Annotated in this window: 13 protein-coding genes, 1 tRNA gene and 1 pseudogene; 10 read left to right on the plus strand and 5 right to left on the minus strand. The window is 37.2% G+C overall.

Annotated features, from left to right (window positions below; translation table 11 throughout):
- Window positions 1-14: 14 nt before the first annotated feature.
- Window positions 15-1,031: an EF-P beta-lysylation protein EpmB gene (gene epmB, locus JGE69_RS06510; protein WP_005067999.1), complete on the minus strand. Its 1,017-nt coding sequence runs from the start codon at window positions 1,029-1,031 to the stop codon at window positions 15-17.
- A gap of 73 nt (window positions 1,032-1,104) precedes the next feature.
- Between epmB and efp the strand changes: the two genes are divergently transcribed.
- The 7 genes from efp (at window position 1,105) to JGE69_RS06545 (ending at window position 10,690) form a co-directional block, all read left to right on the plus strand.
- A complete protein-coding gene (gene efp / locus JGE69_RS06515; protein WP_002118666.1) occupies window positions 1,105-1,674 on the plus strand; it encodes an elongation factor P in 570 nt (189 codons plus the stop codon).
- A gap of 164 nt (window positions 1,675-1,838) precedes the next feature.
- Window positions 1,839-3,935 carry a carbon starvation CstA family protein gene (locus tag JGE69_RS06520; protein ID WP_017399304.1) on the plus strand — a complete coding sequence of 699 codons (2,097 nt, stop codon included), beginning with the start codon at window positions 1,839-1,841 and terminating at the stop codon, window positions 3,933-3,935.
- The gene (locus JGE69_RS06525) at window positions 3,935-4,240 is read left to right on the plus strand and encodes a YbdD/YjiX family protein (protein WP_000980869.1); all 306 of its coding nucleotides are present in this window, start codon (window positions 3,935-3,937) and stop codon (window positions 4,238-4,240) included. Before JGE69_RS06520 ends, JGE69_RS06525 begins: the two co-directional genes overlap by 1 nt.
- Window positions 4,241-4,407: 167 nt before the next feature.
- Window positions 4,408-4,484: transfer RNA gene (locus JGE69_RS06530), tRNA-Val, on the plus strand.
- 335 nt (window positions 4,485-4,819) lie between these two features.
- Window positions 4,820-7,747, plus strand: coding sequence for an McrB family protein (locus tag JGE69_RS06535; RefSeq protein ID WP_199113058.1), 2,928 nt, complete (start codon window positions 4,820-4,822; stop codon window positions 7,745-7,747).
- 6 nt (window positions 7,748-7,753) lie between these two features.
- Entirely contained in the window at window positions 7,754-9,037 is a 1,284-nt protein-coding gene (locus tag JGE69_RS06540) for an McrC family protein (RefSeq protein ID WP_063099338.1), read from the plus strand.
- 1,092 nt (window positions 9,038-10,129) lie between these two features.
- A complete protein-coding gene (locus JGE69_RS06545; RefSeq protein ID WP_199113056.1) occupies window positions 10,130-10,690 on the plus strand; it encodes a TetR/AcrR family transcriptional regulator in 561 nt (186 codons plus the stop codon).
- A 61-nt stretch (window positions 10,691-10,751) separates the two neighbouring features.
- On the opposite strand, the gene JGE69_RS06550 is transcribed toward JGE69_RS06545, so the two are convergent.
- Complete coding sequence (locus JGE69_RS06550; RefSeq protein ID WP_199113054.1) at window positions 10,752-11,663, minus strand: ornithine cyclodeaminase family protein; 912 nt, start codon at window positions 11,661-11,663, stop codon at window positions 10,752-10,754.
- Window positions 11,664-11,776: 113 nt separating this feature from the next.
- Window positions 11,777-12,745, minus strand: a pseudogene (locus tag JGE69_RS06555) (threo-3-hydroxy-L-aspartate ammonia-lyase).
- A gap of 255 nt (window positions 12,746-13,000) precedes the next feature.
- Here JGE69_RS06555 and JGE69_RS06560 point away from each other — a divergent pair.
- The gene (locus tag JGE69_RS06560) at window positions 13,001-13,624 is read left to right on the plus strand and encodes a transcriptional regulator (protein ID WP_017402695.1); all 624 of its coding nucleotides are present in this window, start codon (window positions 13,001-13,003) and stop codon (window positions 13,622-13,624) included.
- 105 nt (window positions 13,625-13,729) lie between these two features.
- Complete coding sequence (locus tag JGE69_RS18150; RefSeq protein ID WP_078221195.1) at window positions 13,730-13,975, plus strand: hypothetical protein; 246 nt, start codon at window positions 13,730-13,732, stop codon at window positions 13,973-13,975.
- Window positions 13,976-14,010: 35 nt separating this feature from the next.
- On the opposite strand, the gene JGE69_RS06565 is transcribed toward JGE69_RS18150, so the two are convergent.
- Both JGE69_RS06565 and JGE69_RS06570 read right to left on the minus strand, forming a co-directional pair.
- On the minus strand, window positions 14,011-14,697 hold the full coding sequence (locus JGE69_RS06565; RefSeq protein ID WP_199113052.1) for a pirin family protein: 687 nt from the start codon (window positions 14,695-14,697) through the stop codon (window positions 14,011-14,013).
- A gap of 189 nt (window positions 14,698-14,886) precedes the next feature.
- Entirely contained in the window at window positions 14,887-15,747 is an 861-nt protein-coding gene (locus tag JGE69_RS06570; RefSeq protein ID WP_064785906.1) for a siderophore-interacting protein, read from the minus strand.
- Between the two features lie 392 nt (window positions 15,748-16,139).
- On the opposite strand from JGE69_RS06570, the gene JGE69_RS06575 reads away from it, so the two are divergent.
- Window positions 16,140-17,987, plus strand: coding sequence for an AMP-binding protein (locus JGE69_RS06575; protein WP_199113050.1), 1,848 nt, complete (start codon window positions 16,140-16,142; stop codon window positions 17,985-17,987).
- Window positions 17,988-18,022 lie beyond the last annotated feature (35 nt).

Genomic DNA, 18,022 nt, shown 5'->3' on the forward strand with positions numbered 1-18,022 from the left:
ACTTATTATATAACTCAAAAAGTTGTAGCCCCAAAAAGCGGTGTTTTATTCTTTTCGCCCGCAATTTCCCTAACGAGTTTAGGAACCAAATACCCCGGTAGGTTCGCTAACACGTCACGATAGATATCATCTATCTTGGATGATTCTAAATCAAAATGTTGTGCACCTTTTACTTTATCTAAAACATGTAAGTAATAAGGCATAACGCGAGCTTCAAATAAACGATAACTTAAATCAATTAACGTCTGTGCAGAGTCATTGACACCCTTAAGCAATACTGCCTGATTTAGTACAGTAATGTGATGGTCAGATAACTGCAACAATTTTGAACAAGTAAAGTCATCGAGTTCAGAAGCATGGTTTGAGTGTACCACCAGAACTATACGCAGCCTACTGTTTTTTAATAAAGAAATCAGCTGTTCGTCGATCCGGTTAGGAATAACAATTGGGACTCGTGAGTGAATTCTCAGAATCTGGATTTGTTTGAGAGATGATAGGCGTTCTAACCAAAGTGCTAATTTACGGTTAGAAAGCGTAAGCGGGTCACCACCACTTAAAATGATCTCGTTAATGTTCGGGTTTGCTTCAATATAGTTTTTAATATTTAGCCAATCTTCATTTTTTGGCAAATTTTCTTGATAGGGGAAATGACGACGGAAGCAATAACGGCAATGTACTGCACATGCACCCGTTAAAGTGAGTAAAAAGCGCGATTTATATTTATGTAATACCCCCGGTAATTGATTTGCTGCTTCTTCACCTAATGGGTCAGTGACAAACTCAGGATGTTCTTCAAGTTCTAGATGATGAGGTAATACTTGTAGCAAAAGCGGGTCAAGCGGGTTTTTAGCGTTCATTTTTCCGACGAACGCACGAGGAACACGCAATTTAAACTTTTCAGAAGCCAGAATCGCACCCGATAATAGCTGCTCTGAGGATAACTCGAGTAGGCTTAGCAACTCTGAAGGATCAGTAATAAGGTCACTCAGTTGTGATTGCCAGTTTTGCTCTTGGTATAAATAGTTTATCATTTGACACGATTAAGATAATGCAACAACGCATTATATCGCATAGTTGACTTGTTAAGTTTGGAGTGTGCCTTTCATGGCCTATTATTCTACAAATGATTTCAAAGCAGGCCTTAAGGTTATGCTTGATGGTAACCCATGTTCAATCATGGAAAACGAATATGTAAAACCAGGTAAAGGTCAAGCGTTCAACCGTGTAAAATTACGTAACCTTAAAACCGGTAAAGTATTAGAAAAAACTTTCAAATCAGGTGACTCTTTAGAAGCAGCTGACATCGTTGAAGTTGAAATGGAATACCTATACAACGATGGTGAAATGTGGAACTTCATGGATCCTGTATCTTTTGAGCAAATCGCGGCAGACAAAATTGCTATGGGCGATGCTGCTAAATGGTTAAAAGACGATTCAAATGAAAAATGTACAATTATGTTGTTCAACGGCGTACCTTTAACAGTAAGCCCACCGAACTTCGTTGTATTGAAAATTGTTGAAACTGATCCGGGTGTACGTGGTGATACATCTGGCGGTGGCGGTAAACCAGCTAAGCTTGAAACAGGTGCGGTTGTTCGTGTTCCGTTATTTGTTCAGCAAGAAGAAAGCGTTCGTGTAGATACTCGTACTGGCGATTATTTAGAGCGTGCATAATAGTTAAAAAATACACTATTATCGAAGGGATGATGTAAATCATCCCTTTTTTTATGCGAAAGTATAAGAGGAAAAAAGAAAAAGGAGGAGTAGAGTCACAGGGATTAAGAGAAACAGTACATAACAATATAAAAATGCTGTAGTTATTTATTGAGAGGTTAAGAATGGACACAATGCAAGCGAAATCTACGCTTCCCTCCAAGCTGGTCTGGAGCCTAGTGGCAATAATAGGTGCAATTTCTTTTGGGATGCTGGCACTCAGTCGTGGTGAACATGTCAATGCGGTTTGGCTTGTACTTGCTGCAGCATGTGTATATAGCATCGCATATCGATTTTATAGTCTATTTATTGCAACTAAAGTATTTGAATTAAACCCAAGACGTTTAACCCCAGCACATCGCTTGGCCGATGGTCTGGATTATGTTCCCACCAATAAATATGTGCTTTTCGGTCACCACTTTGCTGCAATTGCAGGAGCGGGGCCATTAGTTGGACCAATTTTGGCTGCACAAATGGGCTTTTTACCAGGAACGATCTGGTTATTGGTCGGTGTGGTTTTGGCGGGTGCGGTACAAGACTTTTTAGTTTTATTTATTTCAACACGTCGAGACGGTCGCTCACTTGGTGAAATGGCAAAACAAGAACTCGGTTCTTTTGCCGGTATTGTGGTCATGCTTGGTGCGCTTGGGGTAATGATTATTATCCTTGCGGTACTGGCATTAGTTGTGGTGAAAGCACTTGCTCATAGTCCATGGGGTGTTTTCAGTATTGCAGCGACGATTCCAATTGCATTGTTTATGGGCGTTTACATGCGTTTTATTCGCCCGGGACGTATTGCCGAAGTTTCTATTATCGGCTTCGTTTTAATGATGCTTGCCATCGTTTATGGTGGACAGGTTGCAGCAGATCCATACTGGGGTGAATTTTTCACATTAACAGGAACACAGCTGACATGGTGCTTAATCATCTATGGATTTATCGCATCAGTTTTACCAGTCTGGTTATTGTTAGCACCACGTGATTATCTATCAACATTCCTTAAAATTGGTGTCATTCTTGGCTTGGCCGTTGGTATTGTGATTGCATTACCTGAATTGAAAATGCCAGCAGTGACTCATTTTATTGACGGTACTGGCCCTGTATTCTCAGGTAGCTTATTTCCATTCCTATTTATTACTATTGCCTGTGGTGCCATTTCAGGTTTCCATGCGCTTGTCTCAAGTGGTACGACACCAAAACTTGTTGATAACGAAGCTGACATTCGTGTGATTGGCTACGGCGGCATGCTCATGGAATCTTTCGTCGGTATTATGGCGATGATCTGTGCAACTGTCTTAGACCCAGGTGTGTACTTTGCAATTAATGCGCCTGCGGCTGTACTCGGTACAACTGTAGAATCTGCGGCAGAAGCTGTACGTAATTTAGGATTTGTGGTTACGCCTGAAATGCTAACCGTGTTGGCTCAAGAAGTAGGTGAAAGCTCGATTCTTTCACGTACAGGTGGTGCGCCTACCTTTGCGATTGGTATGGCACATATCATTTCTGAAATTTTTAACAGCCGTTCAATGATGGCGTTCTGGTACCACTTTGCGATTTTATTCGAAGCATTATTCATTTTAACTGCTGTCGATGCGGGTACTCGTGCTTGTCGTTTCATGGTGCAAGACACTGTGGGTATTGTTATTCCTGCGGTTAAATCTTCAAGCTCATTCTTTGGTAACTTGCTAGGTACTGCTGTTGCGGTAGGTGGATGGGGCTTCTTCGTCTATCAAGGTGTGATTGATCCGTTAGGTGGTGTCAATTCACTCTGGCCTTTATTTGGTGTGGGTAACCAGATGTTGGCTTCAATGGCACTCATTTTAGGTACAGTTATTCTGTTTAAAATGAAAAAAGAAAAATATGTATGGGTAACGATTTTCCCAACAATTTTCTTGTTCATTACCTGTATGACTGCGGGCTGGCAAAAGATTTTCCACGAAAATCCAAAGATTGGTTTCTTAGCACAAGCGAATAGATTTTCAGATGCGATTGCGCGTGGTGAAATTCTTAAACCAGCAAAAACACTGGAAGAAATGCAGACGATTGTGATGTCGAATCAAATCAACGCTGCACTTTGTGGCTTCTTCATGATCGTTGCGATTGTGATGGTGATTGCTGCAATTGGTATTGTGCGCCGTGCGTTAGCAAGCCCGACACCAACTGCTCATGAAGCACCAGCTGTATATGCTGATCCGAAAGTGGTCACCCCACGAGGAGAGTAATGATGAATTTTAAATTTGCAAAAAATGGAACTGTCATTATTGCGAAAATCATCAAAATGACAGTGCTCTCGCAAAAAGAGCTATTACTTTCTCCAAAAAACTGGTCGCGCATTGCAACCTTGTGGCAGCGTTTGCAGCAAAGCTTTCGACTGATGGTTGGGGTTCCAGACTATCAGACTTATCTGGAGCACATGAAAGCTCATCATCCTGATTTAACTCCAATGGATGCGACGACTTTCTACCGTCATTGTGTTGATTCGAGATATCCATCGGCAGGTGGTAATTTAAAGAAATGTCCTTGTTAAGTTGAGTTTAATAGTCAGCTAAAGAAACGGTATGTGGTTAAACCATGTACCGTTTTTCTTTTTTGGAAAATGAAAAAGAGTTTGCTTAAAGTCTGCTCATTTGTATTTTTTTCGATGGTAAATCACTTGTTTTGCTTTTGAAAAATGAATATTATGCTTTCCATTCTAGGTGTATAGCTCAGTTGGTTAGAGCGCTACGTTGACATCGTAGAGGTCTCCAGTTCGAGTCTGGATATACCTACCAAAATTTATAAAAGACTTATAAGCAATTTAGTAGCTTATAAGTCTTTTTTTATGCCTGTTTATTGCACTCAGAACTTGGCAGAGTTGGAAATTTTGGCAAAAAATGGCATTATTTTCATACCATTTATGACAAATCTGCGACAACATGAACATATCTTAGTTTGGTCGAGAACAAGATGCATCGCATCAAATTATTGGGCGATAAACTCAGTACAAGAAATTTTGACAATCAGTTGAATTAATTGATTTACAACTGGTACGCGCAGGTTGGCAAGTCGATACTCAGCTTCTCATTTTTGTCATACATACGAAATAGAAATACATATAGAGGCTTAAGTGAACACAGCAATAATTAAACAATGGTTTAATGACTATATTGAATTTGGTGATGGAAAGGGGTGGCGTAAAGATTATGAAAATACCTTCAATAAGGTACAGGAAATAAAACAAAAGCTGAATAATGGTTATAAGTTAAGTGCCCAAAATGATTTTGATTTTTTAAGTGAACTTTTGAAAAATGATGCAAATGGGGTTGCATCTAAAGGACAATCAAATCTCGCAAACGAAGTATTTGATAAGATCATTCAGGATGTGGAATTTCTTAATGTTGTAGAAAAACTTATTCAACAACCTAACGAAGAGACATATAAAGCGTTGAATAGTTATGGTGGTCAATTACTCACTCAGTTGGGTAGTACTCAGCGACCTTTATTATTCAATCGAGCATGTGCTTCATGTACTTTAGATGTTTCAACAATTGTTGATCGGAATAAATTTCATCAATTCGTTGAGTATGTAACAACTCAACAAATCATAGATTTTCCTCAAGAAATCAGAGAGAAAAATTGGTATGTAAAGAATGTATATTTAGTTCAGAAAATTAGAGAGATATTAAAGGTAGAACTTGAATCAGGTCAAACAGATATATTTTGGTTAAATATGTTTTTGTGGGACATATATGCTGAGAAAGTAGCGACAAATTTTAATTCAAAAAATGCAGTCGATTATCTGAATGAGAGATATCCAAATACATATACAAGCACGAAACATATAGCAGCGTTTAAAACATCTCAAGGTCGAGAGTTAGCATTAGATCCTAAAGCAAAAACGCCTGTAATTTTCTGTGATGCAGAACCACCGATAGAACTTAAATTACCAATTAAAAAAGCCTATTTAGAAGCCGATACTCGAAATCATCATTTGTCCACACATGCCAAATCATTGATGCTGGGAAATAAAACGTATTCTATTATTGTGGGTACACTTGATGATTTAGAAAAGCTTTGTGATTGGTATGAACAAAGTGATGATCAGACCACAGCGCTTGAGAAAAAGGTACAGCAATTTTTAACGCTTTGGCCAATTGAAGGTTTAAAGAATTTATCTATACAAGATTATCATCAAGCCCAAAATAAAGACTGTTTCATTGCTCAGATTGACAGTTTTGATCCAACACAAGGTAATCCTACCTTTGCCAACTATTTTGATATCTGGGAGCCAATCAGCTTAGGAAAGGATGATAAATATCATAATGAGAAGCCGTATTCATGGCATAAACGACTAGGGAATGATGCAGGGTTAGCATTTGAAACCCTCAAACAGGAAATACTTGATATTGTAGATGCTGTTCAGCGCCGTGACTTAAACGCAATTGATCAAATTCAGTTTCCTAAAGGTCTCAAATGGATGATTGCATTCTTATATCAAGATTTTAATGATCCTTGCATTATCCCGATTGTAAGTAAGGTCAATTCTAAACGTATTGGTTATGACCACTTATATCCAAAATTACCACTACCAGAGTTTTTACCAATTTTATTGGAAGATCGGGGCGAAAAAGCATTTTTCCCATATGTGGAAAAACTTTTTGTGATGGTCAGAAAAGCCTATTTGGATAACAAACAAAATAAACAGCAAATTGAAGAATTAATGGAAGAAGTCATGGCTCAACAACCTTTAAACCGTATTTTATTTGGTGCTGCAGGTACGGGTAAAACATACAATACTATTAACCATGCTTTAGCAATTTTAGAAGACAAAGATTTAACAGAAATTGAAAAACTAGAAAAGCAACTAGGTGGTAGAACAAGCCTAAAAGACTTGTTTGATAAATATAAAAATGAAGGGCGCATTAAATTTGTCACATTCCACCAAAGTTTTAGCTATGAAGATTTTATAGAAGGGATTCGAGCGGAAACCGATGGCTCGGGGCAGTTACGCTATGAAGTAAAACCAGGTGTATTTAAGGAGGTTTGTGAGGATGCCCAAACAGAAATAGATGCGAACCAAAATAATGTCTTAGCACCGATTGAAGCGAGTATAAATAGTGCGATTGATAAGCTCATTACTCAGGCTAAAACTGAGGAAAAGAAGTTTTATACTAAACGTGGTGCAGAAATTAAAGTATCAAGTAATTCAGCAGGGACGTTATTTGCTCTTACATCTTCGGGTAGTAATATTCCATTATCTTTTAGGCATATTCGTAATTACTTGAAAACACAAAATGAAATAATTGTGGATCAAAAGAGCTATGAATGGGCAATTGCAAAGTCTCTACGCTCAGAAGTTCAATATTCAGATACTAATGAAAAAATAAAACCTTATGTTCTCATCATCGATGAAATCAACAGAGGCAATATTGCACGTATCTTTGGTGAGCTCATTACTTTAATTGAAGACTCTAAACGTCAAGGTGCTGAGGAAGAACTATCAGTAACATTGCCATACTCAAAAGAAGAGTTTTCTGTACCAAGTAATGTCTACATCATTGGCACAATGAATTCATCTGATAGATCTTTAACAGGTTTAGACATTGCTTTGCGCCGTCGTTTTACCTTTATTGAAATGCCACCGAAGCCAGAGTTATTAGATGATTTAGAAGTAGAAGGTCTAAATATTGGTGAGCTATTAAAGGTAATAAACCACCGTGTCGAAGTGTTATTGGATCGAGATCATTGTATTGGTCATGCCAACTTTATGAGTTTGAAGAAACAACAAACTCGAGAACATTTAGTCGCGATATTTAAACAGAAAATTATTCCTCAATTACAAGAATACTTCTTCGATGACTGGGCAAAGATTAATTTAGTATTCTTCAATAATGGTATGGTTGTTGAGGATAAAAACATCAATACGGCAGGATTATTTCCACCGAATACAGAGCAGGATATGCATTATTCTGAACAAAAGAAAATTTGGAAAATCAATGATGAAGCATTTAAATCTATAGATGCATTTATTTCTATACTCGGTTCAAAGGTCTAAATCCTTATGCCTGATTTTACTGTCCGAGAATATGCCTTCCTAAGCGTTGCTTACGAAGGTTGTCCAAAGTCTAGCTTGGCACATGCTTATATTCCTGAAAAAGCGTTTGAGCATCTATGCGAGCTTTCGTCATCCTTTTCTAAGCACGGCGCGAAAGTATTTGAACTTGCAGGGCGAAGAAAGCTGAAGCTAGATCAATATGTCGGTGTGATTGAAACGCCGTGTGGTACACGTATAGAAATATTACCGAAGCATGTGGAGCTCAATGGGACAAATGATCAAGAGATTATTTTAGAAGAACGCAAACTCTTGCAAAAAATGCTGGGTGTATCTTTGCATTTACCTTATAGAGAAGCAGGGAGTGCTAATTTAAATCGTTTTAAACAGCCTTTACATGAATGGATTATTACCCAGTTCCTCGCTGCATTCGAGCGTTTGGTTCAACGTGGTCTACGTTTTGACTATAACCGTGTCCAAGAGGAACAAAAGTTTTTACGTGGGCAATTGCAGTATGTGAAATACATGCGTCAGTCTCCTGCAAAGAAGCATATCTTCCCAATTGAACATGATGTATATGAAGTCAATCGTCCTGAGAATAGGTTGATTCGTACAGCCTTGGAGATCATCTGTAAAAAGACTAAAGATTCAAGTAACTGGAAATTAGCTCAAGAATTGCGCTTGATGACGAGTGAAATACCACGAAGCCAAAAGATTCAGCAGGATTTGAGACAATGGCAAACCGGGCGGTTGCTAGCACTATACGCTGAGATCAAACCTTGGACGGAGCTGATTTTAGGTGAATACATGCCTGTATCTACACAAGGTGAATGGCGGGGCATGAGTTTGTTATTTCCTATGGAAAAGCTGTTTGAGCATTTTGTGGCTTATCATTTGCGCCTCGGATTGCCTGAATATCAGATCAAAACACAGCATGCGACGGAACATATTTGTAAGCATGAAACCAGTAAGATATTTAAGTTAAAGCCTGATATTTTTATTGATCGCTCTCAAGCCAATGCGAAAAGCATTGTTATGGATACCAAGTGGAAGCTGATAGATCAAAATGATCGTAGTGGACGGTATGGTTTAAAAGATAGCGATATTCAACAGATGTTTGCGTACAGCCACTATTATTTGAAACATGAAAGTGAAGTGATATTGGTTTATCCATACCGAGCAGAAAAGTTCACACGACCTTTGGATGATTTTGACTTTAGGCATACAGAAGGTGCAAAACTTCGAGTGGTGCCATTTAACTTAGATGAACCACAAAATTTCAAAATTATTTAAGGTGAAGGTTGTGTGTTTAGTACAATATTTTGTATTTAAAATCAGGTGTTTAATGATTGGGTGCGAATTTATGTGCTTAATCATACATCATACGGAATTTATATTAATAAAACAACGACGCATATTTGGGTAACAATAATATGAATGCAATCGATGATATTTTAGTTTTATAAGAAAATTACATAAGTGCATTAAATTTAATAACTTTTATTTAAATAAATAAAGTTGTATGTACTAAAGAAAAATTGTAGTTGATCAATTTCTAAAAATTAAGAAAGGTGTATTCTGTATTAGCTTTAAAACTCGAAAATATTAAAATGGATTTTTCAAAATATCTTAAATTGTATTCAAAAAACATTTTATATGGGCAAAAATAAAATTAAGTTAATAGAGATAACAAATACCTTATTTCATATTTTTATAGTATTTTATTAAAATATTCGACTGATTTTTCAGTTTAAAACATCAATTTTGAATTTTAGATTCTTTAATTTTTATAAACCCCACTTTAACAATCACTTATCCATTATTTATCCTTACTTTTTAATGATCTAATTTAAAGCAAATGTCATTTTGTGTGCTTGACTGCCAAAGGGCAGAGCACTATCCTTTGCCTGCTGGCCACATTGCCAGCCGGCTTTGACAGGCTGAATATTATCTCCCGCATCAGAGTTATTTCTTCTGAGGAATAGTCTTGTGTGGTAGCTACTCGTCCCTTTCCCGTAGCGGTAGGACGGGAGAGGGACACCCTCGGGTGTGCTAGTTTGAGATAATACTAGTCTGTCAACCTTCTTCCGTTCTGCCACCATAATTCTATAAATGTTTGGCAGAACTCCCAATAAAAAGGAGTTGGCTTTGCACATTCTTAATTTCTTGGCAGCCTTTGCCAAAGTCTATATCGACACCACTTAAATTTATAAGTAGCTTGATAGCTATTAGCGCTTTCAGGCTTTAATTCGTCGCGACCAAAAACTTAATCAACAATAAAACTTGAGATGTGCAAAACACAGTCTTAACGGCTTTGCTATGCCTTTTTTTCTCCCAAAAAAGTATCTCGTTTAGAAACAACAAGAATTTATAACGGTAAAAAATATGCCAAATTTAGTTCTCTCAACACGTGCGATCCAAATTATTAATACATCGATTCATTTGTTTCACCATCACGGATTTCATACAGTGGGCATCGACCGAATCGTGAAAGAGTCTCACACTCCAAAAGCAACTTTTTATAACTACTTTCATTCTAAAGAGCGGTTTATTGAAATCTGTTTGATCGTGCAAAAAGAACGCTTAAAAGAAAAAGTGGATGTAATTGTTGAGTACGACCAAAGTACAAACGGGAAGGATAAACTTAAGAAACTTTATTTTTTACATAGCGATGTAGAAGGGCCGTACTATTTATTATTTAAAGCAATTTTTGAAACGAAACTCACCTATCCAAAAGCCTATATCACCGCAGTGAGATATAGAACGTGGCTCATCAATGAAATCTATAGCCAGCTTAGAACACTTAAAAATGATGCGACTTTTCAGGATGCCAAATTATTTTTATATATGATTGAAGGCGCAATCATTCAGCTTTTAAGCTCGGATGTAGCAATCGAACGGGAAAGAGTGCTGGATTGTTTTTTGGTGGGGTTGGTTCGTGGCTAATGAAAACCAATATTTTTTAATTTAACTGCATCAGCCTAAACGATGCAGTTAAATGTAAAGATTAAGAAATTTCTAAAATTTTTTGGGCGATATATAAATCTTGTATAGATAACCCTGAACTATCATAAATTGTGATTTGTTCCTGAGATAGTCTTCCTTGAGTCTTTGCTAAAAGTACATCACCTATATTTGTTAAAGTTGCAGACTCAGGCGCATATTGAAATTCACCAATGACTTTGGACTGAGTATTAAGATCACAAAATAAACCACTATGTAGAAATAGCTCTGGTGGAAGTTCTTGTTTACCTTGTTTATCAGACCCCATAGCTGAAATGTGTGTGCCAGCTTTGACCCATTCTGCTTTAAAAAGAGGAGCGTGTGAGGAAGTCGCGGTCACAATAATATCGGCTTGTTCACAGGCTTCTTTTGCTTCTGAAACCTCAGTTTTAATCTCTAAGTGTTTGAGGTCTTCTGCCATTTTTTCAGCTTTACTTGAGTCGCGTCCTACTATCAAAATCTGTTCGAAATTTCTAATTCTCGCTAATGCCTCGCATTCATATTTAGCCTGATTTCCTGTACCAAATATGGCTAATATTTTTGACTCTTTTCTTGCCAGTACATGAGTTGCAATTGCGTTAGAAGCTGCGGTACGAAATGCATTGACTTTACCTGCTTCGATGGCTGCTGCCATTTTTCCATTGGCCTGATTAAATAATAAAATCAGCGCATTATGTCGAGGCAAACCATTTTTAGGATTATCTTCCCAAAAAGAACCGACTTTAAGACCAGCTAAATGCTGAGTCGCCGATGACTTAACACTAAATGTATTTTTGTTATCTGAAGCTTGACCATGCACCACAGAAAAACTTTTTGTATCTGGTTGAGTTGCAGCAATTAAAGCTTGGTAAATGGCGTCATAAGCCAGTTCGTGATTGATGAGAGCAGAAGATTCAGATTCAGAAATAAATCTCATCACCATCTCCAAAAGTTTATTTAAATTAAAATGCGACCAAGTCGAGAGACGAGTAGCATGTAAGATCTATCTATGACGTTTTAGCTGACATCATAGATAGATAGCGGCTTTTATTAAGCTGATAAAAACTCTACATATTTAGAAATATCGACATTGCCACCACTAATAATGATGCCTATACGTTTGCCTTTTAATTCATGTTTTAAATTACGCGCAGCAGCAAATCCAAGACAGCCTGTCGGTTCAACTACCATCTTCATTCTTTCAGCAAAGAACTTCATACAACTAATGAGGTCTTCATCTTCTACTGTCAAAATGTCATCTACATTCTTTTGAATAATAGGTAATGTTAATTTGCCTAAATACTGTGTTTGAGCACCATCGGCAATGGTTTGCGGCGTATCAATATGAACAATTTCTCCTTTTCTAAAAGACATTTGTCCATCATTTCCTAGAGCAGGTTCAACGCCATATATTTTACAGTTTGGAGAGAGATGGCGAGCAGACAGGGCCGAACCTGCTAATAAACCACCACCACCTAAACATACAAACAGGTAATCTAGTTCACCAACTTCTTCAAATAACTCTTTTGCAGCCGTTCCTTGACCTGCAATTACATGCGGATGGTCATAAGATGGTATGAGTGTTAGGCCATTTTTTTCAGCTATTTCTTTTCCAATTTTTTCCCGATCTTCCGTATAGCGGTCAAATTCAACAATATCACCGCCGTATTCTCGCGTTGCTGCCATTTTTGCAGCAGGAGCATCTTGGGGCATAACGATTATGGCTGGAATACCAAGAGTTTTTGCTGAAAGTGCAATCGCTTGTGCATGATTTCCCGAAGAGAAAGCAACCACACCAGCTTTTTTTTGAGTGTCATTAAATTGCAAAAGTGCATTCATTGCGCCACGAAATTTGAAAGCGCCAACACGCTGAAAATTCTCACATTAAAAAAATACTTCTGCTTCAAACTCATTGTTAACAGTACGTGAAGTTAAAACAGGAGTCTTATTTACAAAACCTTTTATACGTTCAGCAGCGGCTGCTACATCTTCATAAGTGGGAAGGGTTAAATTTTTCATAATTAAACCTAATTCTATTCAATGTTTTTAGATGCAAGATTTCCTATTGCGCAAGAAACACTCAATATATTGACCTTGTTTAGATAAAATATATATTTTTAGATAAAATGTCTAATTTTATTTTCTAATGTGATAACAATGAGATATAAGATTTTGATTTACATTAAGTTTAAAATTAGATAAAAAGTCTAAATTGCTATTTACATCCTTTACTCTAGGTTTGAAATAGTAATTAAGTCATTAGGAGGAAATACATTGGGCAATCGTGATAAACATTTACTCACTCAACTAGATACCATCGCGAAGGGGCTAAGTGAAACACTATTTCCTTTTTGTGAAGTTGTTGTCCATGACTTAACAAATCCTGAGCATGCCATACTCTCTATACACAATAATTTATCAGGCCGAAAAATTGGAGATCCAGCGACGGAATTAGGACTGGCTAGAATTATGTCTCCAGAATTTCCTAATCTTATTTCAAACTATGCAAACCAGTTTGCTGATGGTCGCCCTGCAAAAAGTACTTCTATTGGTATTAAAGATGAAGAAGGCGAGTATGTGGCCGCTTTATGTATGAATATTGATTTAACTCTATTTAGAGGAATGCAAAGCGCTTTAGATCAGTTTACTAAAATTGAAACTAATAACATTATTGAAAATTTAGAACCGAATGGTACAGAAGCAATTCGAAGATATATTGATCAATTTGCATCAAAACATGCTACTACACCGCGCATGTTAAAACTTAATGAGCGAAAACAATTAATCCATGAGTTAAAGAACAATGGCTTATTAGACATTAAAAAGGCAGTGGAGACGGTTGCACAACATTTGGGTATATCCAGAGCGAGTGCCTATTTGTATGTGAAGGAAACTTAAAAGTTATTCTTATCTATCAAAAAACAACTTGTTTATTAAACATGACTCATATAATAAATGGGAACACAACAAGCATCTCTATAGCTTGATCTAGGAGGTCGTTATTTGAAGTTATTTATTATTATATTCATAGTCATTTTTTCTAGTATTGGACTCATTTGTTTAATCGCGCTACTCAGAAATTTAAAAAATTATTCACCATCTGGCGAGCATGATCATTCATCTGCTTCAACACATTATTTTCATGATAATAGTCCGAGTCATCATCATAGCTCTAGTTACTCAAATGACTGTTCATCATCATCTTCAGATTCAGGCGGATGTGATGGCGGCGGTGGCGGGGGAGATTAAAAAAAGCCCTTTTATGCAAAGGGCTTTTTTATGATTTAAGGTAAATCGAACCAGATAAATTGACTGTCTTCAATTGCGTGAATTGTCGCTTTATCTTCAAAAACTAAAGCATCGCCTGCTTTAACTTCTTGATCGCCAATGCGAACTACACCTGAAATTACGTGCACATAGTTCACTTTTTTAACCGTATCAACACTTAACTCATGTCCTTTTTCCAATACGGCAGATTTTACTTCTGCATTTTGGCGAATATGCATTGGTGCATTTGCGTCAGGACCTGCAATTAAATGCCATTTGTTTGGATCTTTACGCGGGTCAAGATTAATTTGCTGGTAATTTGGCTCTGCATCTCTTTCATCAGGAATAATCCAGATTTGTAGTAAATGTACAGGCGTATCAGTGTTGTTGATTTCACTGTGGGCAACACCTGTGCCAGCACTCATGAGTTGCCATTCACCCGCTTTAATCTGGCCTTCATTTCCCATGGTATCACGGTGTGAAATTGCACCATCTAGCACGCAGGTTAAGATTTCCATGTTGTCATGGGAGTGCGTACCAAAACCATTATGCGCATCAATCTGGTCGTCATTAATTACACGTAGAGCGCTTACACCCATATATTTAGGGTCGTACCAGCTACCAAATGAAAAGCTGTGATAAGACTCTAACCAGCCTGCTTTTACATGACCTCGATCTTCACTACGATGTAGATAAGCATTCATGATCTAATCTCCCAAATTTTTATTTATCTCTTGAGAAATATAGTAATGTTCTATGTGGGGCTAAAAAATAGGTTAACTGCAACATGTCGTTGCATAATTGATATGGTCGTATAGCTTTATATTTATAGATGTATGTTGACCCATAAAAAAACCTGCACAAAGCAGGTTTTATTCAAATGATTACTGATCTTAGTTCGCTAGATCAAGGTCATCATATTCATTCAACGTCTTACCTTGCTGAATATGTTTTTGATAATGTTGAGCACGGAGTATGTCTAGTTCTGAACTTGATACGCCATCTCTCCAATAGCCAGCAATACGCACGTCATTTTTATTAAACTGTTTGTCTTCTAGAAAAAACTGGCGTAAAGCTCTGGCTTCTTTGCGTTCGCAAGCCGCCCAAATCGTAATATTGTCATAAGTTTTTAGTGCAAATGCTGCTTTTAAAAGAAGACCTTTTTGTGGCCTGTGATGTTCTTTATGGAACGAATGAATTTGAACATGGTCATGATGGGGTAATTGGCTAGCAATATCTTTTTCAAAACTTTCAATAAAAATATCAGCACTTACGCCATTTTCCCATTCATTCAGTATCGAATATAACGCGGGTACAGCTGTATCGTCGGCAAACATGACCACATGTTTTTTATGTATGAAATTGGGAATGAAATGAGGGCGGGGGCCAATAAGCCCGATTTTTGTACCCACTTGAGCCGAATTAAGCCATTCCATTGCTGGACTTAAATCTTCATGTTTAACAAAATCAATTTCGATTTGAGCATTTACAGGATTGAACGAACGGACCGTATAGACGCGTGAGATGGGTTGTCCCTCTGGCGGATTGCTCACAATTAACCGAATTGCTAAATTGGGAGCTTGCCAAAGCTCTGGCTGTAATGTGTTGATTTTTCCTTGAATTCTTACAATGGACGGATATGGCGTATGGATGGAGACGATGGTCATCTCAAGTTGTTCCATATCTTGTAAATGGTCTTTTTCTTTTAGTAAGTCGCCATATTCTTGTTTCGATTTTTCTGCAATTTTTGTCATACATATAACCCAAGCTTCATGATTACTATAGAGCGTAATAATTGATATAGATGTAGTCTCTCTATTCATTACGATAACCAAGTTAGCTCTAAATGTAAATAATAATCATTATTAATTGTGGTTTTTAGACCATAAATATAAACCTCTAAAGGATTGAACTAAGGTTAAAAATTATCTTATTATTTTGATATTTATCATTTTTCATACATGGCTTTTAAAGGGGGAAAATTGATATTTCTCACAATATTAATTGTAAATGATTATCATTTATATTATTGTGCTGGGATATCTATTATTCGAACAAACGGCGATAAAGACGACATTTTTATATCTTTGTTTTGAATATTAGGTGGGGTGGTATTGCATAAAGAATAGGGTGAGGACCAAGATAAATGCTAAAAGATTTGAGTCAAAATTTAGGGCAAATGAATGATAAAAATAACAACGTAGAAAATTTCTTAAAGCGAATTTATGAAAATATTTTTGATCAAAATTCCCATCGAACAGCACTTATTTTTGAAGACCGTAGCATTAGTTATGCTGAGGTAGGGACTCAGGTTGCCAAAGTCATGTATGCGCTAAAAATGCAAGATTTGGCGACAGGGTCTGTGGTTGCAATTTGCTTGAGAAAAAGTCCTGAGCATATTTATACCGCTTTGGCATGTGCGCTTACTGGCATCATTTGGCTACCTGTAGATATGGATTCACCGCCGTCGAGACTGAACTATTTATTGACGAATAGTCGGGCAGATGTTGTGGTGAGTGACTCATCCATTGCAGGTGTTCAAAACCTAAATATTAATGAAATTTTATCGGCTACAACTGAGTATGAACCGAGCTTTAATGCCGAAATTAACCGACTTCCGGCTTATTATTTATATACTTCGGGAAGTACAGGAACTCCGAAGTGTGTGGTATTAAATAATCAAGCCACAGAAAACGCGCTACAACAGACGATCTCGGAATGGGGAATTACTGCTGACGATGTGATTATGGCAGTAACACCATTTCATCATGATATGTCGGTATTTGATGTATTTGCTTCAATGGCAGTGGGTGCAACTTTGGTGGTTCCATCCTTTGAGCAAAGTAAAAATGCTGTTGTCTGGACCAATTTAGTAGATCGTTACAAGGTTACGCTTTGGAGCAGTGTGCCTGCCATTGTCGATATGCTGTTCAGTGTAGCTCAAAAAGAACAACTACAGTCTTTGCGTTTAATTGCCCAAGGCGGCGACTATATCAAACCTTCACTCATTTCGAAGTTAAGAGAACAATTGCCTAACGCTCGTTTATTTTCATTAGGTGGACCTACTGAAACCACAATTTGGAGTATATGGCATGAAATAAATGAGCAAGATCAGGAAATTATTCCGTATGGAAAAGCTTTAGAAAATAACTGTTATTTTATTTTGGATGAAAATCTGAAGCCTTGCCAAATGGGCGAGGTCGGGACGATGTATATGACCGGTCTGAATTTATCAAATGGTTATTTACTTGATGGGGAAATTTATTATAAAGATTTCGTTGAAATTCAAGTGAGTGAAAATGAAACTCAAACTGCTTTTCGCATGAGTGATCAAGGATATTTTAGGGAAGATGGAAATATTATTTTTGCTGGTCGTGAGGAAGGTTATTTAAAGATAAAAGGCGTGAGAATCTCTGCGGCCGAGGTTGAAAATGCTTTAACGAAGAACCCGTATATTCATAACTGTGTGGTGGTAAGTTGTATACATCCAACGACTGAAACTCAAGAGCTAGTCGCCGTTTATACTCTAGAAAATAAATACAAAACTACTCGCTTAAATAGCCCCGAATTAAAGAACTTTTTAAAAGTGCATTTGCCGAGTTCACATATTCCTTCGAAATATTTGAGCATTGAAACCATACCTCTGACTCGAAATGGAAAAATTGATCGTAAAGCTGTGCAAGAAATCGCTCAGGGGAAAATTTACGTATCTTCTACGTTGTCTACAAATTCCACTAAAACACTGTCATCAGTCGCTGAGGTGGGAGATTCGGTCTTATCGGTTTTCCGTGAATGCATAGCTGACAGCCAAGCTGAAAGAATGGATATTTTTTATAGAAGTGAAATATTAGCGATAGGAATTCGTCCGAAACAACTCATGAGTATTGCTCAGAAACTTTCTCAGAAGCTCAATACAGAAATTGATTTTTATACACTCATTAGCTGCAAAACAATTCAGGATGTGGTGAATAAAGTAGAGCAACAAATAAAATAGAAAAAATTGAAATGTGCTTAAAAGCGGAGTTGAGT

The sequence above is a fragment of the Acinetobacter sp. C13 genome, assembly GCF_016809775.1.
Classification (GTDB): Bacteria; Pseudomonadota; Gammaproteobacteria; order Pseudomonadales; family Moraxellaceae; genus Acinetobacter; species Acinetobacter pittii.